The sequence below is a fragment of the Synoicihabitans lomoniglobus genome, assembly GCF_029023725.1.
In the GTDB taxonomy this organism is placed as follows: Bacteria; Verrucomicrobiota; Verrucomicrobiia; order Opitutales; family Opitutaceae; genus Actomonas; species Actomonas lomonigloba.
The window spans coordinates 2,402,410-2,423,290 of the sequence record NZ_CP119075.1 but is presented as its reverse complement, the minus strand read 5'-3'; the positions used below and the strand labels follow the sequence as shown (position 1 = coordinate 2,423,290).

Annotated in this window: 16 protein-coding genes; 4 read left to right on the top strand and 12 right to left on the bottom strand. The window is 61.3% G+C overall.

Translation table 11 applies throughout. The features are described from left to right. Position 1: 1 nt before the first annotated feature. From ispH to leuB, 6 genes are all read right to left on the bottom strand, one after another. Complete coding sequence (ispH, locus tag PXH66_RS09470; protein ID WP_330931343.1) at positions 2-1,729, bottom strand: 4-hydroxy-3-methylbut-2-enyl diphosphate reductase; 1,728 nt, start codon at positions 1,727-1,729, stop codon at positions 2-4. A gap of 37 nt (positions 1,730-1,766) precedes the next feature. Then, positions 1,767-2,219: a DUF5069 domain-containing protein gene (locus PXH66_RS09465; RefSeq protein ID WP_330931342.1), complete on the bottom strand. Its 453-nt coding sequence runs from the start codon at positions 2,217-2,219 to the stop codon at positions 1,767-1,769. A gap of 124 nt (positions 2,220-2,343) precedes the next feature. Then, positions 2,344-3,459 carry a DNA alkylation repair protein gene (locus tag PXH66_RS09460; protein WP_330931341.1) on the bottom strand — a complete coding sequence of 372 codons (1,116 nt, stop codon included), beginning with the start codon at positions 3,457-3,459 and terminating at the stop codon, positions 2,344-2,346. Positions 3,460-3,487: 28 nt separating this feature from the next. Next, positions 3,488-4,480 carry a tetratricopeptide repeat protein gene (locus PXH66_RS09455; protein WP_330931340.1) on the bottom strand — a complete coding sequence of 331 codons (993 nt, stop codon included), beginning with the start codon at positions 4,478-4,480 and terminating at the stop codon, positions 3,488-3,490. A gap of 60 nt (positions 4,481-4,540) precedes the next feature. Beyond that, complete coding sequence (gene alaS / locus PXH66_RS09450) at positions 4,541-7,333, bottom strand: alanine--tRNA ligase (RefSeq protein WP_330931339.1); 2,793 nt, start codon at positions 7,331-7,333, stop codon at positions 4,541-4,543. Between the two features lie 114 nt (positions 7,334-7,447). After that, positions 7,448-8,551: a 3-isopropylmalate dehydrogenase gene (gene leuB / locus PXH66_RS09445; RefSeq protein WP_330931338.1), complete on the bottom strand. Its 1,104-nt coding sequence runs from the start codon at positions 8,549-8,551 to the stop codon at positions 7,448-7,450. A gap of 107 nt (positions 8,552-8,658) precedes the next feature. Here leuB and PXH66_RS09440 point away from each other — a divergent pair, with 107 nt between their 5' ends. The 3 genes from PXH66_RS09440 to PXH66_RS09430 are packed head-to-tail and all read left to right on the top strand — an operon-like array spanning position 8,659 to position 11,073. Beyond that, complete coding sequence (locus PXH66_RS09440; protein WP_330931337.1) at positions 8,659-9,294, top strand: MBL fold metallo-hydrolase; 636 nt, start codon at positions 8,659-8,661, stop codon at positions 9,292-9,294. After that, positions 9,281-10,441 (top strand): bifunctional diaminohydroxyphosphoribosylaminopyrimidine deaminase/5-amino-6-(5-phosphoribosylamino)uracil reductase RibD, encoded by a 1,161-nt coding sequence (gene ribD / locus PXH66_RS09435; RefSeq protein WP_330931336.1) that lies wholly within the window; start codon positions 9,281-9,283, stop codon positions 10,439-10,441. Before PXH66_RS09440 ends, ribD begins: the two co-directional genes overlap by 14 nt. A 14-nt stretch (positions 10,442-10,455) precedes the next feature. Further along, positions 10,456-11,073 carry a non-canonical purine NTP pyrophosphatase gene (locus PXH66_RS09430; RefSeq protein ID WP_330931335.1) on the top strand — a complete coding sequence of 206 codons (618 nt, stop codon included), beginning with the start codon at positions 10,456-10,458 and terminating at the stop codon, positions 11,071-11,073. A gap of 1 nt (position 11,074) precedes the next feature. On the opposite strand, the gene PXH66_RS09425 is transcribed toward PXH66_RS09430, so the two are convergent. The 3 genes from PXH66_RS09425 to PXH66_RS09415 form a co-directional block, all read right to left on the bottom strand. Continuing rightward, positions 11,075-13,927, bottom strand: coding sequence for a hypothetical protein (locus PXH66_RS09425; protein WP_330931334.1), 2,853 nt, complete (start codon positions 13,925-13,927; stop codon positions 11,075-11,077). Further along, positions 13,914-14,522: a hypothetical protein gene (locus tag PXH66_RS09420; RefSeq protein WP_330932336.1), complete on the bottom strand. Its 609-nt coding sequence runs from the start codon at positions 14,520-14,522 to the stop codon at positions 13,914-13,916. Before PXH66_RS09420 ends, PXH66_RS09425 begins: the two co-directional genes overlap by 14 nt. Positions 14,523-14,601: 79 nt before the next feature. Beyond that, positions 14,602-15,180: a type IV pilus modification PilV family protein gene (locus PXH66_RS09415; RefSeq protein WP_330931332.1), complete on the bottom strand. Its 579-nt coding sequence runs from the start codon at positions 15,178-15,180 to the stop codon at positions 14,602-14,604. 365 nt (positions 15,181-15,545) lie between these two features. Between PXH66_RS09415 and PXH66_RS09410 the strand changes: the two genes are divergently transcribed. Then, positions 15,546-16,952 carry an IS701 family transposase gene (locus tag PXH66_RS09410; RefSeq protein WP_330932081.1) on the top strand — a complete coding sequence of 469 codons (1,407 nt, stop codon included), beginning with the start codon at positions 15,546-15,548 and terminating at the stop codon, positions 16,950-16,952. 42 nt (positions 16,953-16,994) lie between these two features. Here PXH66_RS09410 and PXH66_RS09405 read toward each other — a convergent pair whose 3' ends face one another. Genes PXH66_RS09405 through PXH66_RS09395 form a run of 3 tightly spaced genes read right to left on the bottom strand, consistent with a single transcriptional unit; the run spans position 16,995 to position 20,781 of the window. After that, on the bottom strand, positions 16,995-19,436 hold the full coding sequence (locus PXH66_RS09405; RefSeq protein ID WP_330928219.1) for a hypothetical protein: 2,442 nt from the start codon (positions 19,434-19,436) through the stop codon (positions 16,995-16,997). A gap of 11 nt (positions 19,437-19,447) precedes the next feature. Then, positions 19,448-20,149 carry a hypothetical protein gene (locus tag PXH66_RS09400; RefSeq protein ID WP_330928218.1) on the bottom strand — a complete coding sequence of 234 codons (702 nt, stop codon included), beginning with the start codon at positions 20,147-20,149 and terminating at the stop codon, positions 19,448-19,450. Positions 20,150-20,160: 11 nt separating this feature from the next. Next, positions 20,161-20,781, bottom strand: coding sequence for a type IV pilus modification PilV family protein (locus PXH66_RS09395; RefSeq protein ID WP_330928217.1), 621 nt, complete (start codon positions 20,779-20,781; stop codon positions 20,161-20,163). Positions 20,782-20,881 lie beyond the last annotated feature (100 nt).

Here is a 20,881-nt window from a genome sequence, read left to right as displayed (position 1 = left end):
GTTAGTCTTCGCACTCGAGGTCGTGTAACACGGCCTCGATGGAGCGCAGTCGTTCGGGAGGGAAAAAGCCGTTCAAACGGGTGATGACCTGTTGAATCAACCCGTCCGGGCAGGATGCCCCTCCCGTGATCAATACGCGCTTGCGGGCGGCGGGATCATGCCACAACGGCCGCGTTTCCATATGGCCGCCCGAGGCGGGGCCGTGAGCCGGGAACACGAAATGTTCGGATGCGTCCATGGCGAGGATGTTGCGTTCGCTCTGAATAAAGAACGCCTGCGCATCCAATTTATCCGCGCAAAGCCGATGAAGCTGATAGGTATTGGAGGAGTTTTTACCGCCGATGACAAAGGCGGTGTCGAGCGGCTCCGCGAGGGCCCGGCCTAGGGCATCCTGGTTGACCTGAGTGGCGTAGCACAACGTGTCGCGTCGACCGCCGCCTCCGACGCGCTCCGCTCCCGCGTCCCCAAATCGAGTTGTGAACGCCCCGCGCAAACGCTCGATGATCGCGAGCGTTTCGTTCATGAGCAGGGTGGTTTGATTGACCACGGCCACGCGTTCCAAATCGCGATCGACGTCGAAACCCTCGGTATACTTACCCGCGAAGGTCTCGTAAAAGGAGGCGCGCACGGCGGGATCGGTGCTCTCGATAATTTTGGCCAGCGTTTCGACCTCGGCGAGATTGCGCACAATCACGGCCGGTGCATGCCGTCGGGTATTGGAAAACGTGGCTTTGGTCTCTTCGTGCTCCGCTTTGCCGTGGATGACCACCGTGTAGCCCTCGCGACCATAGCTGCGGGCGGCCTTCCAGACTTTTTCGACCAGCATGCACGTGGCGTCATGCGGATAGACTGCGAGACCTTTTTTAACCAGACGCGCCTTGTCCTCATTGGTCGCGCCAAAGGCGGGGATGATGACGATGTCGTCCGGCGTAAGCGTGTCCCAAATGAGTGGCTCGGTGGTGGCAGCCGTGGCGGGTAGGCCGGTGATGGTGAAAGGCACACCTTTGTCGGTTTGCAGATAGCGCAGACCTCGCCGGCACAGATCTTCGTTCACAAACGGATTGTGGATCAGCTCGGAGAGCATGAAGACGCGTTTACCGGGGTTGGCCGCCAGCGTTTCGTAGGCGCGTTCGATGGCGTTTTTCACGCCGAGGCAAAATCCGAAGTGGCTGGGAATGATGTATTCCACCGCGCCGAAATCGAGGGTCACGGGGCTGGTGGCGCTGCGCTCGTGACGGCGGGCGAGGGCTTTGATCGCGGCGCACAGTTGGGACTGGTAGAGCCCGCTCGAAACTTCATCGCTGGCGTAAATCGCGGGGTTGCGCTCCTTTTCCGGTCGAAATTTGTAGATGAACTCGTTTTCGCCGAGGTGCAGGTAGGGCAGGTTGATGAAGTGCGGTTCGAGCGCCTCCAGTATCGCCGCCAACGATGGGGCCAACGTGTCCGGATTTCCCGTCAATTGCTCCATGGGGCGACACACCACTTCAGCATCCGCCGATTCACCCTGCACCTGGGTGGCAAAGACGCGGTAGTTTCGCCCCCCGGCTTCGATCTCCAGCAACGAGCGAGGAGTCGTATGTTCGGCGTAGGCGGAGGTTAACCGATCGACAGCCATGCGCTCGTCGATTCCAGAAAAAGCCAGACCGGCCTTGGACCCGAGGGCGCGCACGGCGAGCCGGTTGTTGCGGTCAAAGGCCAGCAGAGCGGTAAGAGCGGGAGCAGAAGACATGAAGGGAATGAAAATAGGGCCCAGTGGCGCGCCGTGGTCAGCCTTGGCCGCCGAAAGAAGTGAAGTCGTCGAGTTCGAGACGGTCGAACGTCGTGACGATGTCCTCGCGACCAGGGGCCATGCGTTCGATCTCGGTGGCAAAATTACCGTGGCGGCGGGGATCTCCCGGAGCCATGTCCTGCAACCACTCCGACCAGGCGAGAATTTCGTGCGGGGCGCGGGGGATCGACATGTTCTCGCGCAACCACGCCAGCATTTGCGTATCCGATTTACCACTGCGCACGGCGTCGAGAAAGGCGTCGGCGCTCACTCCGACGAAGGCGAACAACCGTTCGTCCATCGGGCAGGGGTAGGTGTAGGCCCCGTGCTTGCCCGCCACGAATGCCCGGGCCTTGTCGAGGAGGCGCGGCAGATGCACAAAGCCGCCCAATCTCACACGGGGACTGCGGGGCGGATGCTGGGTGAGGTCGGGAGCGCTGAAATTGATCATGGCGGAGACCTAGATTCAGCCAACCACGACGAGCGTCAACGTCAGGCCTCTCCTTGCCGTGGGTTTGATGTTTGGCGGGTAAGAGCGGCGGATTCGCAACGGAGGGAACTTGCCCACAGGGGCTTCACTTCAACTTCAATTCGAAGTGCGTCTCGGCGAGTCGTTGGCCGTTGATTTGCAGCTCCACGAGGTGGTGACCGGCGTGGTGTCGGCGGGTGGTGAAATCACGGATTGTCTGGTGTTTGCGCAGCGTGATTCGTTCACTGGCTTTCAGGCTTAACTGTTTCCACTTAAATACTTTGGGGGAGGCCTTGCCGGATGCCTTCACGTAGTGGACGACGTAGTCAATGATCAGGGTTTGGTCGCCGCGAGCGAGCGACGCGAGGTGAAGGTCGATTTGCAATGATCCGCCCAATGTCACGGTGGTCGGCGTGGCGGCGAAGGTCGTGATGTCGACTTTCGCGTCGGCGCCGGCACCGACGATTTTCAACGCGCCGGGATGGCCGCGTTTGATGAGGGTGCGCAAGCCATGTCGAACGATCCACGCACTGTCGGGACCGAGGCTTTGCCAGGGCGCACACCACGCGACGACGTAGTCCGCGTGATCCTTGGCAATGTCATTGAGGTGGTTGGCCACGGACTTTCGCACGTAGAGCGAAGAGTCGGCTTTGAGCGCTTCGAGGATCGGTCGTGTCGGCGTGGGATCGGCGATCAACGCATCGAGTCGCACGCCCCACGGCAGACGCGGTCGCGCGCCTTCGCTCGCCAGTCGTCGGACGTGCTCGTTGTCGTCCTGCGTCCATGGTTGCATGCGGGCCAGCGTGGCTCCGGGGTCGCGCACGATGAACCGGCGGATGGCAAATTCGGCAGATCCATAGCGGGTGAAAAAGTGCAATGCGGGTAGCGCCAGGTCCGGCTGATCCAGCGCTTCATTGGCGACAAATTCCGCGAACCAAATACCGACGAAACCATGGTCCGTTTGCGGGGCGATTCTCCGCAAGGTCGCGATCTGCTTTCGCACCGCGCCGGACAAGGTGAGTGCGGCGGCCCGCGCGGTTTGTCGCATGCGGTCCATGAGTTCGCGCGACTCCAGACCATCGAGGGTGAGTTGTAGGAAACGCTTTCGATCGAAGCCGGGATCGACCGCGGTGAGTTGATCAGCGATCGTGTGGTAGCGGTCGGCGTTGAACCAATCCTTCATACTGAAGGTGCTCGCCGGAGCGGGTGGGGATTTCGCCATGGCGATGTGTTGCTCGATGGTAGCCGTTTCAGCGGCGTGCCTTCAGGGCGTTGACCGAGGCCCAATGCGCCGTCGCTTTTAGTTTGTCGCCCCGACGATCGGCGGCGACCGCGCTGTGTTCGTGCAGCAGCAGGCTTAAATTGTCGGCGCCAATCTCTTCGGTCAGCGCCAGGGCCTCCTGCCGAAAGAGCTCGGCCTGTCCGAGATAGCGGGGGTCTTCCCGACCGCGATCTTCGGTGAGCACGGCGCGATGCATCATCGCTTCGGCTTCGGTGCGCCGATCCTCCGCGATCACCGCGGCGGCGGCGGCTTCGTCGAGCAGATCGAGTGCCGACTGCCACTGACGCAATCGCGTTTGGATGCGCCCCAGGTTGATCAAAACATTGGGTTCGTCAGCGCGGTCGCCCAGGGCTCGCACGGCGCGCAGGGAAGCTTCGCAGTGGGTCATGGCTGCCTGGCACTCGTCCATCAAGAGGAGGCATTCGCCGAGATTATTGTGCGTGCGAGCGGCAAAGCGTTTGTCATCGAATGATTCGCTCAACGCCAAGGCCTCTTCGTAATGTTCGCGGGCCTCGGGCAGACGGTCCAATTCGGAAAGGATGTTGGCCACACTACCGAGCGCACCGGCCAGCGCTTTGGGATCGTTCAAGGTGCGTCGGATTTCGAGGGCCGACTCGTAGTAGGCGAGGGCCTTGAGCAAGTCGCCCTGACTCCAGGAAACATTCCCCAATGCGACGCAAACCCGGCCCAGACCGGCGTCGTCGTTGCCGGATTCAAACAGCGGCATCGCATCCGTGCCGATCTGAATCGCCTCGTGATAATGACCAAGAATGCGCAACGCGATGCACAGGCGCTCCATCACGCGGGCCCGGGTGAGTTTGTGCTCGAACGGGATGGTTTCCAGCAGATCACGAAACGCTTTTTCCGCCCGCGAGGTGTGGCGATACAGCAAGTCGTTGGCGGCATCGAACAAACGTTCGAACCGGGCGGTTTCCGTCTCGACTGAATGATCGGCGGCCATGGGTGGGAGTGCCTGCGAGGCAAGCACACCGGGCCGCCCCGGTCGATCTTTGATCGTGGCTTAGGCGTCGAGACGCAAAACGTCGGCGAGCTTGGCGGGCTCGCGACCACCGCCCATGGCGAAGTCGGGTTTGCCGCCGCCTTTGCCGCCGAGAGCGGCGGAGCGTTCGGCCACGAGCTTGCCGGCCTGGTGACCGGCGGCGATGGCGGCGGGCGAACAGAAAGCGACGACCGAGGCTTTTTCGCCAAACGCGGCCCCGAGAATCACAATGCCGTCACCGAGCTTGCCGATCATCTGCGAGCCGAGGGCGCGCAGGGCGTTCGGGTTTTCGGCGGTGACGACGGCGGACACCCATTTGAGGCCGTCGCGATCGGTAGCTTGGGCGATAAGATCGTCGGCTTGATTGGCGGACGCTTTTTGTTCGAAGGCTTTGAGCTTCTTTTCGATCTCCGCCTTTTGGGCGAGCAGGGCGTCGAGCTTTTGGTTCACGTCCTGGGGACCGGCGTTGAGCTTGCCGCTGACGGTGCGCAGGGCGGTCTCGTGTTCGGTAACAAACGCGTAGGACGCCGCTCCCGCGACGGCTTCGATGCGGCGCGTGCCTGCAGCGATGGCGGACTCGGCCACGATTTTGATCAAGCCGATCTCACCAGCGGTCTGCACGTGGGTGCCGCCGCAGAGCTCGATGCTGTAGCCGCCGATGTCGACGACGCGCACGATGCGACCGTATTTTTCGCCAAAGAAGGCGAGGGTGCCTTCGGGCTTTTTATCAAACTCGGTTTCGTAGTTTTTGACGACGGCGTTGTCGATGACCTGCGCGTTAACGAGACGTTCGACCTCGGCGATCTGGTCCGGCGTCATGGCCTCGAAATGAGCGAAGTCAAAGCGGAGGCGCTCGGGCGTCTTGTGCGTGCCGGCTTGGTGTACGTGGTCGCCCAAGACCTTGCGCAGGGCCCAGTGAATGAGGTGGGTCGCGCTGTGGTGGCGCGAGATGGCGCGGCGCCGCGTGAGGTCGACGTTGAGAGTCGCGGTGGAACCGATGGCGAGTGAAGCATCGCGCGCCAGCGCGCTCCTACATTTGTGCAGGAAGCGACCGGCTTTGTCTTTGATCGTGTCGGTGATTTCGATCGTGAGATCACCAATGGTGGCGGTGCCGGCGTCGCCCGCCTGTCCGCCCATTTCGGCGTAGAAGGGCGAGGCCTTGAACACGAGATAGGTGGCATCTTCGGCGTCGACGACATCGACCAAGGAGCTAGCGAAGGCGGTGAGGTTTCCGAAGTCGTAGCCGGTGAACTCCGTGGCGGCGTGATTGACCTGCGTTTCGCCTTCTGTGGCGGCGACGATGACTTCCTTCTTTTGCGCGGCGCGGGCGCGGTCACGCTGCTGCTCCATGAGCTCGTTGAACCCGTCGACATCGACGGTGAGTCCACGTTCGGTCGCGAGGAGCTGCGTCATGTCGAGCGGGAAACCGAAAGTGTCGTAGAGTTGGAAAGCCCATTTCCCGGCAATAATTTTGCATGGTTCTCTATCGGATGGGTGTTTCCATTTTCCGGCCTCTGGGGTATCAGCATCTTTTCCAAACTCTTTCAATGTAACCGCTATTTCCTCAAAAAGTCGCAGTCCTCTCTCCAGCGTGCGCCCAAAGCTCTCTTCTTCGCTTTTGATGACCTTGCGGATGATGACCTGTTTCTCGATGAGTTCGGGGAAGACGGGGCCGAGGGACTCGACGACGGCGGGGACGAGTTGTTCGAAGAAGCCGGTGGTTAGCCCGAGTTTTTTGCCGTAGAGAATGCCGCGACGGAGGATGCGGCGGATGACGTAGTTGCGGCCTTCGTTGCCGGGGAGGATGTTGTCGGCGATGGCGCAGCTGATGGTGCGGGCGTGGTCGGCCAGCACGCGGAATGCGATGTCGGTGTTTTCCTGTTCGCTCAGACCTTCGCGTTTGGTCGGCACGGTCTCGCCGTAGGTTTTGCCGGAGAGTTCGGTGACTTTGGCGAAGAGCGGGGCGAAGACGTCGGCGGCGTAGTTGGACGGCTCTTTGGTGAAATCGGTGAAGCCGTTGGTCGTGGCGTAAATGCCGGCGACGCGCTCGAAGCCCATGCCGGTGTCGACGTGCTGGGCGGCGAGGGGGGAGAAGGTGCCGTCGGCGTTGGCGTTGAACTGGATGAAGACGAGATTCCAAATCTCGATGCAGCGGGGATCGTCGGCGTTGACGCGGGAGCGACCTTCGGCCTCGTCGTCGGACTCGCGCAGATTGAAGTGGAGCTCGGAGCACGGACCGCAGGGGCCGGTGTCGCCCATCATCCAGAAGTTGTCCTTCTTGTTGCCGTTGACGATGTGCACGGCGGGGTCGAGGCCTTCGGCTTCAAAGATGGCTTTCCAAATGGCGTGCGCTTCGGTGTCGAATTCCGAGGGATCACCGGCGGCGACGTCGGGCGAGTAAACGGTGGCGAACAGGCGCTTGGCCGGAATGCCCCAGACCTTGGTGAGCAATTCCCAACCCCAGGTGATGGACTCCTCTTTGAAGTAATCGCCGAAGGACCAGTTGCCCAACATCTCGAAGAGCGTGTGGTGGTAGGTGTCGTAGCCCACGTCCTCGAGGTCGTTGTGTTTACCACCGGCGCGGATACATTTCTGCGTATCGGTCGCGCGGGAATCGGACGACGGAATGGCGCCGGCCCATGACGTGACATCCGGGGCTTGTTCACCGAGAAAGATGGGCACGAACTGGTTCATGCCGGCGTTGGTGAACAGCAGTCCGGGCGAGTCGGGCATCAGCGAAGCCGACGGCACGATGGTGTGCTGTTTGGAGGCGAAAAAATCGAGGAACGACTGACGGATCTCAGCGGAAGTCATGGGAGCAGAGTATTAACCACGAAATACACGAATCACACGAAAGCAGTCGGTAATAGGACAGACTTCAGCGGTGAGGAAAGTTTCGTGTATTTCGTGTGTTTCGTGGTTCTAAAATCAGAGATTGGCGATGATGGCGTCGGCCATCGTGGTCGTGCCGACGGGCGTGCGGCCGAAGGCGATGTCGCCGGTGCGGAGGCCGTCTTCGGTGACCGTTTTGCGGACGGCGGCTTCGATCTTGGTCGCGAGTTCGCCCTGGCCGAAGCTGTAACGCAGCATCATGGCGGCGGAAAGAATCTGGGCGCAGGGGTTGGCCACGCCTTGGCCGGCGATGTCGGGGGCCGTGCCGCCGGCGGGTTCGTAGAGGCCGAAGGGTTGACCGTGGCTGTTGTGGGCGGTGCCGAGCGAAGCGCTGCACATCATGCCGAGGGATCCGCAGATGACGGCCATCTCGTCGGAGAGGATGTCGCCAAACATGTTTTCGGTGAAGAGCACGTCGAACTGGTTGGGATCACGCGCGAGCTGCATGGCGGCGTTGTCGACATACATGTGGGTGAGGGCGAGGTCCGGGTGGTTTTTCGCGAAGTAGGCGGTGACCGTCTTGCGCCAGAGCACGGAGGTCTCGAGCACGTTGGCCTTGTCGACGGAACAGACGCGACCGCCGCGGGATTTGGCCGTGACGGCGGCGACTTCGGCGATGCGCTCGATTTCGCTGGTTTTGTAGACCATGGTGTCGATCGCTTGGAATTCACCGTTCTCGAGTTCAGTGGTCGACTTGGGTTGGCCAAAGTAAATGCCGCCGGTGAGCTCGCGAATGCACACGATGTCGATGCCGTCGGGGATGCGCTCGGTTTTGAGCGGAGAGGCGTCGGTGAGTTCGCCGTAGAGCAGGCCGGGGCGAATGTTGGCGAACAGCGAGAACGCCTTGCGCAAAGGCAGGAGGGCGGCGCGCTCCGGCTGCTCCTTCGGCGGGAGTGTTTCCCACTTGGGGCCGCCGACGGAGCCGAATAGAATGGCGTCGGCGTCGCGGCACACGGCGAGGGTGGAATCGGGCAGGGCCTTGCCGTGGTTATCGATCCCGGCGCCACCGACATCGGCGGTGGTGTAGTCGAGTTCGAGCCCGGCGGGCGCGGCGGCGGCTTGCAAAACACGGAGGGCCTCGGACATGACCTCGGGGCCAATATAGTCACCAGGGAGAACGGCAAAACGGAGCTTCGTCATGGGAAAAGGGAAAAAGCTCGGGAAGTCGGGCGACGGAGGCAAGCCACCAGTGAAAGTGCATAATTGGACGTTGCACCGATCCGGGATTTCCCGATGTCCTCCGGACGATGAATTTGCACGTGATCCCTGCGGGACCGATCCAAACCAACGCCTATTTGCTGACCGATCCGGCGCGGGGCGAAGCGGTGCTCATCGACGCGCCCGGAGGCATTTGGGCTAAAATTGCGCCCAAGTTAGCGAGCGATGGCGTGAAATTGACCGAATTGTGGATCACCCACGGCCACTGGGATCACACTCAAGGGGCAGCCGAGATCGTGCGGGAGACCGGGGCCAAGACCTTGGGGCATCGCGCTGATAAGACGATGATCGAAACACCGGAAGTCATGGAAGATTTCATGGGAGCGAAACTGGGTCTGGAGGGCATCACCATCGATCAATGGGTCGAGGAAGGGGACACCGTCGAGGCCCTCGGCGAAGCCGTGGAAATTCGTCACGTGCCGGGACATTGTCCGGGCAACATCATGTTTGTATTCAGTGCGCTCGGCTCCGCTTTCGTGGGCGACGCGATCTTCGCCGGGAGCGTGGGACGCACCGATTTGCCGGGGGGATCGAGCGAGGAACTCGCGGCGTCGATTCGCAGTCGCATCTATACTTTGAACGACGAAACCACGCTGTATCCCGGGCATGGCCCGGCCACCACCGTAGCGCAGGAAAAAGCCACCAATCCCTATGTCCGACCCTAACGACGAACAATTCATGACACGGGCGCTGGACCTGGCGCGCCAAGCGTGGGGCGAAACGCATCCGAATCCCATGGTGGGAGCGGTCTTGGTGGAGCGCGGCAAGATCGTCGCGGAAGGTCACCATGCCTCCGACGGGGGACCGCACGCAGAGAAAGCCGCCTTGACCGCGCTGGGGCGCAAACCCGGCAAGACGGCGACGCTCTACGTGACGTTGGAGCCGTGTTCGACCGCGGGCCGCACGGGCGCGTGTTGCGACGCCATCATCGCTGCGGGGATCAAGCGCGTCGTGGTCGGCGCCAACGACGCGAATCCGGATCATGCCGGGCGCGGTCTGGAGGTGTTGCGCACGGCGGGCGTCGAAGTGACGGCAGGAGTGTTGGAGCGGGAGTGCCTCGATCTGAATCTGATTTTCAATCACTGGATTTCGACCGGTAAGCCGTTGGTGGCCGCAAAGACGGCGGTGACCATTGACGGCCGTATCGCGACCCGCACCGGTGATTCGCAGTGGATCACCAATGAACAGTCCCGGGCGGATGTGCATCATTGGCGGCGGTTGTTTCCGAGCATCGCGGTCGGAGCCATGACGGTGTTGCAGGATGATCCTCGCCTCACCGCGCGGTTGCCCAACGGCGACGAGTGGTGTCCGCACCGTTTCGTATTCGACGGTTTGTTACGCACGGTGGTCGATCGCAACATGCCTCGCGTTTACACCGACGAGTTCAAGGAGCGCACCATCGTGGTCACCACGCCGCACGGAGGGCTGGGTTACGTGCGTAAATTGGAGAACCTGGGCATCAAGGTCTGGGTGGTGCCCTCGGATACGCAGCGGGTGGCGTTTTCCGATTTCAAAGCGCGCTGTGCGGCGGAAAAAATCACCGGCGTATACGTGGAGGGCGGGGCCCAGCTCATTGGCGAATTGATGCGCGCGCGCGAACTCGATTATTTGTTCAACTACCGGGCGCCGATGGTGCTGGCTGATGACAAATCCAAGTCCGGCTTCACCGGCCTGCGCACCGAGCGTCTGGATACGGCGCTGCGGTTGACCGAGGTGCATCACGCGGTGTTCGGGGACGATCAATTGATGCGCGGTCGCATCGTGTATCCCGACCGGGTGCACGTGGATGAAACCGTATTTACGCGTGTCTGACGACGTTGGCTGCGATGAACCGCCAACCGATTTACCTGGCTTCCGGCAACACCCACAAGGTGAGTGAACTGCAACGTTTGGCGGACGCCGATGACCTGCCGGTGGATATCCATTCGGCGCGGGAGGTCGGCGGCATGCCGGAAGTTGTGGAGGACACGGGCACGTTCGTTGGCAACGCGACCAAGAAAGCGGTGGCGCTGCTGGCGCAGCTACCGGCCGGAGCGTGGGCACTGGCGGATGACAGTGGCATTTGCGTGGACGCCTTGGGCGGGGCGCCCGGCGTGGAGTCGGCGTATTTTGCGGGACCGGTTGGTGACGACGACGCGAACCTGCAGAAGCTGGTGACAGACATGCGCCATGTGTCGTCGGCGGAGCGGGGGGCGCATTACGTGTGCGTGCTGCAACTGGCGGGGCCGGACGGTCTGACCGCGACATTTGAGGGGCGGTGTCATGGCACGCTCGCTATCGAGCCCGATGGCTCGGGCGGGTTTGGTTATGATCCGCTGTTCATCCCGGCGGGCTATTCGGACACGTTCGGCGTGTTGCCGGCTGAGACCAAACAAGCCCTGAGCCATCGCGCCCGGGCCTGGCAGGAATTGGCGGCATGGATGCGTCGCCAACCCCGGGGATGAATCAGTAGCCGGCGCTGGTGAGGATCGCCTGGTCGTCGGCATTGCCCGGACGCAGAAACCGGTGGTCGCTGGGTCGGAAGATCAATGCCATGGGAATTCCCGGCGGGAAGGTGCCGTTGACCAGGTCCTCGTGATAACGGGCGGAGGGAATGGCGTAGGCTCCGTGGGCGTGCCAGTAGTCTTCCGCCTGATTGTTTACGTCGCGCCCGTAGGCTTGTTTGATTTCCTGAATTTCGCTGCGAAACATGCCCATGACGGAGCCCTTGAAGACGATGGGAGGACCGGAGGCGTATTGAGACTGAAAATTCTCAAACGCGTGCATGAAGAACTCAAAGATCGGGTATTCGCCGGTGGCGATACAGGCGGCAATCTCGATGCGACTCGCGGCCGGTCGGGTGGATGCGCCGTTGGCGTGACCGACAAAGCTTTTGCCGCGATTGGATGCCCAGCCCGAGGTCAACACGGTCATCATGTCGCAGAAGATCGCGGCGGGGACTTCGCCGGCTTCCCGGAACGCGTAGGCATCGGGGGCGTTGCTGGTGATGTTGGTGCCGCTGTTGATGTTACCGTCGCAGTTATAGTTGCCCACGATGTAGACCGGCATGTTGGTCGCCAGGGTAAGCCCGGGGCTGCCGGAAGGGTTGGGCAAAGAGCTGGCGTTGATGATCTGGAGACCGGGGATGGCAAATTCGGGGCTTTGCAGGACGGCATCTGAGACGGCGCCGGTGGGATATTTGCGCAGTTCGGGGGCAAAGGGCACGATGCTGTCCGTGCGATCGGGTCGACCCAGATTGTCAGTTTCGGCCCGGCGATCCGGGTGACGCAATTCGGCGGAACCGTATTCAAAAGGCTGAGACGAAATAGCCAGACCGGCGGCGTCGGTGGTGTTGGCGGCCACGGTGTAATCGGGCGTGATCGACGTGGGCATTTCGATGTAGACGATGCCGTTCCAATCCGTGGTGGGGGAGAACGCGGATCGAAACGCCACGGCGGTGGCATCGGTATCGGTGCCTTCAAGGATCCGTTTGAAGCGCGCCATATCCAGGGTGAACGCATCGACTCCGCGACCCAGGCGAGGATCATGCAGTGAGGAGTTCACGATCGTGCCCGAGCCCGAGCCGGTATAGGAGACCATTTCGGGATAGGGTCGACCGGACTGGACGGCGGTAATCGAGGCGTTGGCCTCGCCGATCAGACGGTCGGGCAGAGGCACCGGGGATAACACCGGTTCGACGCCGTCTTCGGGAATCACGGAGTATTTGTAGGCCTTGACGACGAAGCGTTCGTTGCGGTTGGTGGCCTGCCATTCATCCGCATAAGGATAAACCGGCACGGGAGCCGGAGCCGGAGCGGGCGCGGGAGCCGGGGCGGGAGCAGGCGCCGGTGCGGGGGCGGGAGCCGGTGCGGGCGCGGGCGCGGGAGCCGGGGCAGGAGCAGGAGCGGGCGCGGGCGCGGGCGCAGGCGCAGGCGCTGGCGCTGGCGCTGGCGCGGGAAAGGGATTCCGGCGGCGGCGACCGGCGACGGGAAGGGGGTCACTACTCATGGCGTCCACGATGGAGGGAATGTCTCCCAAGTCGTTGAGGGACGCTGATGGCGGAGGCATTCCGGCTGGCACGAAGGCGTTGTTGCGTTCGATGCGGAAGATCAGGTTGGCGCTCGCGGCGAGTTTGTTGGAGCGACTGGCATCGTTTTTGCGGCTGGCATGGCCGAGTGGCAGCAGGGGTTCGATGAGCGAATAGGTGCCGTTGCTGAATTCATTGACGAGGGGCGTCGTCACCACGTCCTGGCGATAGGCCACCGAACCTTGAGGTGTGAACACCGGAGTCTGGTGGGCCTTGTCCTGCAGGTATCCCTTGTAGGTTTGCAGCGCCCAATTGCGCCAATCGGACCGACGGGAGTCATCGCCGGCGTTATTATACGCGAGGATGTGGTTGGTCGTTATTCCGATGGTTTGTGACTCCACGTAAATGCTGATGCGGTTGTTTCCGGTGGCGACCGGCACCACGCGGGGGTTGATCGAAGCGGAAAAATCCAAGTCGCCGTTAATATCGACCGGGGTATAACCGTAGGGATCGACGCCGGTGCCGCCGACATCATTGGTGGAGCCGCGATAGAAGTGGCCCGATGAAGTGAGGCCGCCGGAATAGATCGAGGTGTCCCCATTCTGGGCATTGAGCAACAGCGTGCCGTTGGTGTGGACGGGGCCTACGACTTTGTAGCTGCGGTGCAACTGGAGTTGACCCTGGAAAAAAATCGCGTGCTGAAACATCGGCACCTGGCGAGCCACGATATTTTTCTGCAGGTAGGCGGTGTAGGTTTCGTTGTTTTGACTCGCGGTCACGCTGGCCACCATGGGGACCATCGATTCCCACACCCATTGCCCCCGGTTGGGATCATCATCGTTGGCGGGATCGGCGGGATCGATGAACTTGCGGGCGGCGATGCTGACGCCGGGCTGCAGGCGAATCGTCGCGTTGGACAGCGTGACGGTGCCGGTATCACCGGAATAACTACCGTCGGGCAACGAAACTGTGCCATTGAGAAAACTGGTGGCGGCGGACGGCAGGGTCAGCGTCGCGGTCCCGGAGTCGGGGATCTCGGGAATGTCGAAACTCGCCCCGGTCCCGATTTTATTGATCACAATCGAGTAAGCGTAGTCGATGGCGGACTCGGCGGCGTTGACGGCGTGCATCTCGAGTTCCTTGCGCAGGGCGAGGGAACGTTGGGTCGACATGAGCGACAACACCGACGCGGCGGTCAGCGCGGCTACGGTGGTGCATATGATGACGGTGAGGAGGGCGGAGCCGCGCCGGGTTGATCGCGGGGCGCCGGAAAAAATATCAGCTGCGGACATAGAAAGTGGCTTCGATGGTTTTTTCTTTTTCATACGCGGCGTTTTCGGTGCCGGCGGTGACGGTGCAGGAGAGGCTCGCCGCGGTGCCGGCGGTGCGGCAGATGAAGAGACCGTCGGGGTGGGTGAGGTCCACGTTGCGTGCGACGACGTCGTAGGTCGCCATGATCGCGTCCCGGCGGTCGCTGAGGATTTGCTCCAGCGTCCGGTTCCCCGATTGATCGGCGACCGGGACGTCATAGTCGAAACGCGAAATGGTCTCCGCGGCAGAGTCATAGTAGTAGCCGCTGAGCTTGGTGTAATACGTGCGCGAGCTCCCATCCGTGGCGCTGAGCGAAAACACAATAAAGTTGCCCCGTTGGTCGACCAACTTGCGCAGCCACCGCTCGACGTTGGCATTGGAATTGTCGGCGTAGATGCTGATGCCGTTGGCGATGCGGGAGTCGATCCACAGGCGACTGGCAATGCCCCATTGGGACAAGTCATTGAGCGTGGTATTGGTCGTGCGAGTGGACGTTTTCAGGCCCGCGACCAGCAGCCAGAGTCCTCCCCCGACTACGAAGGAGGAAATGCCGAGTCCCATGAGGATCTCAGCCAAGGTGAAGGCGCGGAGACGAAACCGGCGGCGGCGTGGCGGGGGTCGATCGGGGAGAGAGGGGGCGGAAGCCTGCATCGGGTTACATGATGTTGAGGTTGGGCACGATCAGTCGCACGTTGCCGGTGTTCCAAGCGGTGTCGGCTTCGCCGGACCGCTTAAATTGGTAGAGGAGGACGACCTCAAAAACGTCGATTTTGTCAGCCCCGTTGGAGAAGTTGCGTTTGAGGTGCAGGAAAAAGCGCATGGGCAATCGCGGGGCATCGCCGTCGGGATCGACCACGATGCTGGTATTGGTCCAACTTGAGTTCACCTCGGTGTCGTCGAGCACGTTCACCGGCAAGACGAGGTCGGCGTATCCGGTTTCGCTGGACGGATCAGCGATGGTCACGGTCACGCTGCCGGCCGCCCCCGCACTGTAGATGTCGGCCACTTCGGCATATTGGCGGAATCGAAGTTGCTCGAGAATGGAGAGACTGGTGGTGACCGCTTGGGTGCGGTAGCTCAGGATGTAACTGTAGCGCGAGTTCTGCAGGAAAACGCCGACCAAGGTTGTCGCCACCATGGCCAGGATAGCGGATGCCACCATGACTTCGACGAGGGAGAGGCCGGCGTTGAAACGCCGCTGAGGGCGGTGGGAGAAGCGAGGGTAGGCCACCATAGAGGCCTATCATAGACTACTTTCGAAGCGGACCGAAAGGGCCTATTGGAAGTTATTGGCCCCTACTGGGGTAGGGCCTAAAGGCCCTATCTGAAGTTTGGCACCGACTAGTTTTTTGGGAGGAAAGGGCTTGTCATTAATCTAGTAATTAAACTAGTTATCTTCATGGGCTATCCAACTAAAGTTCAATGCATTCAGCGGAAGGAAACTTCCCAGTTCTATATCAACTTCCCCACTCCCATCGCTCAAGCGATGGACTTCGCCAAAGGCGAGACCGTCGAGTGGACGATCCACGACAAGGGCCACCTCATTGTCTCCCGGCGTGAAGTCCCGCCCGACAGGGTCCCTGTAAAAAAAACGCCTCGTTGAGCGAAGCGTTCGATTCCCTGCTCGATGGTCTCGCGCCGGTCTTCGACTTGCCCGAGGACTTTGCGCGCGCCCGCACGCAATGGCTGGCTGGGTTGCTCAACCTGGGCCGCCACACGGTGACCGGTGCATTGAGCACCGCTGGCTCCCAGCACCGGGACTGGTCGGCGGATTATCGGTTGCTGCAACGCCTGCCGGTCGAGCCGATCTTCGCACACGTGCGCACCGAGGCACTGGCTGCCACCGATGCCACCCGGCCCTGGGTGGTCGCATTGGACGACTCCATCACACGCAAGACCGGCCGGTGCATCCCCGGCTGCGGCTGGCGCAAGGACCCCCTCGGTCCGCCCTTCAACGTCAACTTCATCTGGGGCCAGCGCGTGCTCCAGTTCAGCGCCGCGATGCCCGCCGACGACGGCTCCGCCCGGCTGGTGCCGGTGGACTGGCAAGAGGCTCCATTGCCCAAAAAGCCCTCGCGTCACGCCGACGCCCAGGCGCAGGCGGCGTATGTGGAGGCGCGCAAACAGGCCAACATCAACAAAGTCGCCGCCGAACGCATGGCGCACCTGCGCACCGCGACCCAACGGCCCATCCACTGGGTGAGCGACGGGCGCTTCACCAACCGCACCCTCCTGCGCCAACTGCCGGAAAACACCGTGCTGATCGGCCGGGTGCGCAAGGACACCAAACTCTACGCGCCCTACGCAGCGCAGCCCGGCAAGAACGGCCGCCCCCGCAAGTATGGCGACACCTTGCCCACGCCCGAACAGCTGCGCGTGGACGACACCGTCGGGTGGACCCGGGTGTCGGCCTTTGCGGCCGCAAAGCGTCACGACTTTAAGATCAAAACCCAGGGGCCGGTGCTCGCCCGTATCACCGGAGTCGATACGCTGGTGCAGGTGGTCGTGATCGCGCCCCTGGGCTACCGATTGAAAACAGGCGGCAAATTGCTCTACCGGCAGCCCGCCTACCTGATCTGCACCGATGCGGACGTGCCGCTCGCAGAGATCTTGCAGGAATACCTCTGGCGCTGGGACATCGAGGTCAACTTCAAGGACGAAAAGGACCTGCTCGGTGTCAGCGAAGCGCAGTTGCGCGAACCCGAGGCGGTGCGCCGCCAGCCCGCCTGCGCGGTGGCCGCGTATGCGCTCCTGTTGCTCGCCGGGCACAAAACCTACGGCTCGAATCGACTGCCGCCCTCGGTGCCCCTCGCCAAATGGCGACGTCGTGAACCCCCGCGCCGCGCCACGACTGGCCTGCTCATCAACCAGCTGCGCGTCGAACTGTGGTCGCGCCACCTACGGCCGGACAGTTTATCGCACTTCTGCTCTCGCACCCGGCCAATCCACAAATCGGATAAACCCGCCACCGACCTCGCCTCCGCCCTGTTCTACTCCCATAATTAAGCCTCACTCGCGCCAAACTTCAGGTAGGGCCTAAAGGCCCTATTACCAGGGCATTTCGGCCAGCGCGGCTTCGTATTCGCTGGCGGTCAAATCGCTGAAGTCGACGCGGCGATAGGTCCGCACGCGCGGGGTCTGCGGCGGGTAGCGACCGTCGGCCAGAATCGAATTAAACCCCCAAACGCGATCCGGCGCGTTGTAGTAGCGAATGCTCCACGGCTCATCGGCGACTCGGCTCTCGAAGAGTGCGACCATGGACCCGCGAATGGCCAAAACGCCGTCCCAATATTCGAGCAGGCGGGGGAAATTGTGCGCGCCCCCGCTGTTTTGTGATGACCCGTCTTTGTTGGAGGGCACCAAACCCGTCAACAGGGCGGCGGCGATCTCCGTGCTCGAACCACGAAACTTTACCGACTCATTGGAGAGACTGGAGGAGGGGGTGTTGTTGGTGGGGTCGTCGCCGGGCCGCACGCTGTAATTATCCCCTTCGCGGTAGTTGCTATTGGAGGGGTTGGACGTGGCCCAATAAGAGGAGTGGTTGCTGCTGGTGTGGCGATGGCCGCTGAGCACGTCGTTCCAACCTCCGGTTTGTTTACCGCTGTAGTTGAAGGTGGGTTGGGAAAGAATGGTAATGGCATCGGCGGCCACGGCGACAGGCACTTCGTTGGCGTTTTCCGGATAGCGGGAACTGTTGGTCAGACTGGAGGCGTTGGTATCGATGTTCCCGTCGGCATTGAAGTCGCCGAGGATGTAGAGGGCATCGTTGGTCGCGATGGTCAGGCCTTCGTTGGCCGAATGCGCGGGAGTGCTGGCGACGCGTCCGCGTCCGTTGATCAGGCGCACGCCGGAGTCTTTGCGCGTCTCCGCATCCACCGACTCGATGTAGATGGTCCCGTCCCAGTCTGACGCCCCGAAATTTACCATGAGGTTGCCCAAACCGATGCTTTCGTTGGTCGGACTGCTGGCCTTGTAGGTCGAGTCCGAAGACGAACTGTCGTAATCATAAATCGAACTCACGGACTCGCCATTTACGGTCCAGTCCACCGCCATTTTGAGCGCGGTCATATCGACTTCGACGAGATCGATCACCTTGGGATCGTAACGATTGGAATAGCTGCGGTTGGACCCGTAGTTGAAATTGGTGAACCGACGGAGATCGGTCATGGCATCGGTCTTGACCTTTATGATCGGGCGACCGCCCAAATTGGGGTGGATGATCCCGGCGGTGGTGAGCGTCGAACCGGGGAGGATGACCTCGGTGCCATTGCGTTTGTAGGCCCGATATTGACCGGCCGGAATGGTGACGTTGGTGCCGTCGGGTTTCTTGCCGGTGCGGGCGCTGGAACTCGGGTTTACGACGATATAGAGGCCGGCCTTGCGGGAAAATTTTTGATTCTCGACCTCGGCGTTGTAGCCGGCGTCGCCGGAACTGAGGGGACGCTCGATCATGGCCCGGCCCGTGTTGATGGAGTTGTCCACGCCGTTGTTGGGCGTGGCGTCGGGCACGTAGTTGCCGAACGCGACGGGTTTGTAATTTTCGACGCCGTGCACGCTGGTCTGCACGTAGCCGTTGAAGGTGTTCGACGAGAAGGAGCGGAACGCGGACTGAGTGGTCGTCGACTCGGTGGACGAGCCCATCTTGTGGTCCCGCCACACGCCGGAGGAGCTTTGCAGGTTGATCAAGCCGCCGGCCTTATCGGTGAACCGGATGTCTTCCTGCGTGACGGGTTCCATGGAGCCATTGCCCATGATGGGCGTGGTGTGGTAGCCCCAATAAATACCCCCGGCGGCGGTGACGGGTCCGCGAAAATCGGTTTTGGATCCGTTGTTGGCCTGCCCGACGACCCACAGATCGCCGTTGGTATGGACCGGTCCGAAAATTGCGAAATCGCCGCCGGCACCGACCTCGAGATCCATGTTGTAGAACAACGCGTGTGCAAACATGGGCGCCTCGCGCATGGCGAGGGTCTCGCTCGCGTAGGCGGTGATGGCATCGACGTTGGGCGACGACACGGTCGCCTTGGCCAGGATGCGCACGTCGCGCCGAAAAATGCGCTTACCTTTCATGGGATCGAAGCGGTTGTTGGGGTCCGCCGGATCGACAAAGAAATGGGTGCCTTCCAAATCGTTGGTGATGTTGCGGACCACGCCGCCGGTCACCACGATGGAACCCACCTTCACATGGGTGCCGCCAAACGCGGCAGCGGGCGGTGCGAGGAGCGGCGCACCGCCGTTGGGGTCGAGCATGGTGGTGGGGAAGCTGGTTTGATTATCCATGCGATACCGCACCTGCGCGAAGGCGTATTCCGCCGCGGCTTCCGCCGCGCTGCGGGCTTCCAGCCGCAAGGCGTGACGGATGTTGATGCGTTTTTCCGTGAGCGACCAACGCAGAATGCTGGCGGCGGCGATCGCCAACACCATGGCCACAATCATGGTCATCACCATCGCGGAACCTTTCGAGCGACAACGATGAGAAGGGGAGGTCATGTCGCGTGGTTTCAGCCGCGGGGTGAAACCGTAAAATTGTAGGTGTTGGTGGCCCGACGCATCAGATTTCCCTCGTGGAAAATCTTACCTTTCACCATGACGCTGCGGTTTCGGAAATTGTAGAACAGTTTCCCGTCGGCGAGGCCTTGTGAAAGTTCGATGACCTCGGGCTCGGTGGCGGCGTCTTCGACCGGGGGCAACAACTCCCAGATATTGCCGGTGATGCCGTCGGGAAACGACGTGTCGAACCGGCGCACCGGACCTTCACTGTCGGCGGATTCGGGATCGAGGGGAGAGCGAAAATAGCCCACCAGCCGCGTGATGATGGCGGAGTCGTCGGGCGAGGTGTAGACCAGCAGCAGAAAGTCGCCGGACTTGCCGTCATTGACGGAGGCGTCGGTGGTGACTTCGGAGATGCCGCTGGAGGAATCTCCGATTTCCACGGTCATGGAGCGTTCGCCGTAGGACGGAAACACCATGAAGTAGTTCGCGTAGGACGCGTTCGAGGTCATCTCGCTGGTGAAGGTGCGAATATCCCGATTCACCAACAATTTTCCGATGTCGTAGTGATAGGAGTTCATGCTCTGCAGCATGACGCTGGTGGACCCGATCGTAATGAACGAAAAAAGCCCGGTTGCGATCACGAGTTCAAACAACGAAAACGCCCGATCCTGGCGCGAAGTTGGGCGGCGGGAGTTTGAGCGAAAGTTCATTGGAGTTGTCCTCAGAAAGTGGGCACCACGGAGCGAATGGTCGCCACCGCATCCACATGGGTCTGTTTGATGCCGCCGTCGGTGAAGCTCCAGGTGTAGACAATGTTGAAGCTGCGGGAGGGGGATACGCCGATTGACGCGTTGTCCAAGGGCGCCACCCAAATCCAGATGTGCATCAGGAGATCATCATCGGTGGTTGCGGGCGTGTCGTTGATGTCGATGAGTTTTTCGTTGTCGACGACACCTTCGGGAACTTGGCCGAGCGTGACAGATTGCGGATCGATCGGGGTGCCGGGGGAGATGCGCAGCACGTCGAGCGTTTCGGAATCGAGCTGGGTGTAGATCTTGTCGTCGGTAGTGTTGATGGTCCCCCGCATCAAGCTCGACCCGGAATAGTAGGGTATTTCGGAGAAATCCATGTTCTTGATTTGCTCCATGTATCCTTGAATCACGGTGACTGCCGAGTTCTGGAAGATACTCGTTTCGGTCATCCGACGGGATTGGATGAATGCCCCCATGACGCCGACGAAAACCATCGCCATGATCGACACTCCCATCGCGATTTCGATGAGTGTCGAACCCCGTGTTCCGCAGGCGGAACGACCAAACCGTGGGGGAGCTAGGCCGATCATGCCTAAGGAAATAACCCTAACGTGAATTTTAGAAGAACAAAGCGCTAAGTGCTATTCGGCGGGCCGATGCGTAGATTCACGCATTGGTAAACCGTTGGGG

Coding starts and splice junctions, on each gene's coding strand:
- ispH (WP_330931343.1), bottom strand. CDS start 1,729: ATGTCTTCTGCTCCCGCTCTTACCGCTCTGCTGGCCTTTGACCGCAAC.
- PXH66_RS09465 (WP_330931342.1), bottom strand. CDS start 2,219: ATGATCAATTTCAGCGCTCCCGACCTCACCCAGCATCCGCCCCGCAGT.
- PXH66_RS09460 (WP_330931341.1), bottom strand. CDS start 3,459: ATGGCGAAATCCCCACCCGCTCCGGCGAGCACCTTCAGTATGAAGGAT.
- PXH66_RS09455 (WP_330931340.1), bottom strand. CDS start 4,480: ATGGCCGCCGATCATTCAGTCGAGACGGAAACCGCCCGGTTCGAACGT.
- alaS (WP_330931339.1), bottom strand. CDS start 7,333: ATGACTTCCGCTGAGATCCGTCAGTCGTTCCTCGATTTTTTCGCCTCC.
- leuB (WP_330931338.1), bottom strand. CDS start 8,551: ATGACGAAGCTCCGTTTTGCCGTTCTCCCTGGTGACTATATTGGCCCC.
- PXH66_RS09440 (WP_330931337.1), top strand. CDS start 8,659: ATGAATTTGCACGTGATCCCTGCGGGACCGATCCAAACCAACGCCTAT.
- ribD (WP_330931336.1), top strand. CDS start 9,281: ATGTCCGACCCTAACGACGAACAATTCATGACACGGGCGCTGGACCTG.
- PXH66_RS09430 (WP_330931335.1), top strand. CDS start 10,456: ATGAACCGCCAACCGATTTACCTGGCTTCCGGCAACACCCACAAGGTG.
- PXH66_RS09425 (WP_330931334.1), bottom strand. CDS start 13,927: ATGTCCGCAGCTGATATTTTTTCCGGCGCCCCGCGATCAACCCGGCGC.
- PXH66_RS09415 (WP_330931332.1), bottom strand. CDS start 15,180: ATGGTGGCCTACCCTCGCTTCTCCCACCGCCCTCAGCGGCGTTTCAAC.
- PXH66_RS09405 (WP_330928219.1), bottom strand. CDS start 19,436: ATGACCTCCCCTTCTCATCGTTGTCGCTCGAAAGGTTCCGCGATGGTG.
- PXH66_RS09400 (WP_330928218.1), bottom strand. CDS start 20,149: ATGAACTTTCGCTCAAACTCCCGCCGCCCAACTTCGCGCCAGGATCGG.
- PXH66_RS09395 (WP_330928217.1), bottom strand. CDS start 20,781: ATGATCGGCCTAGCTCCCCCACGGTTTGGTCGTTCCGCCTGCGGAACA.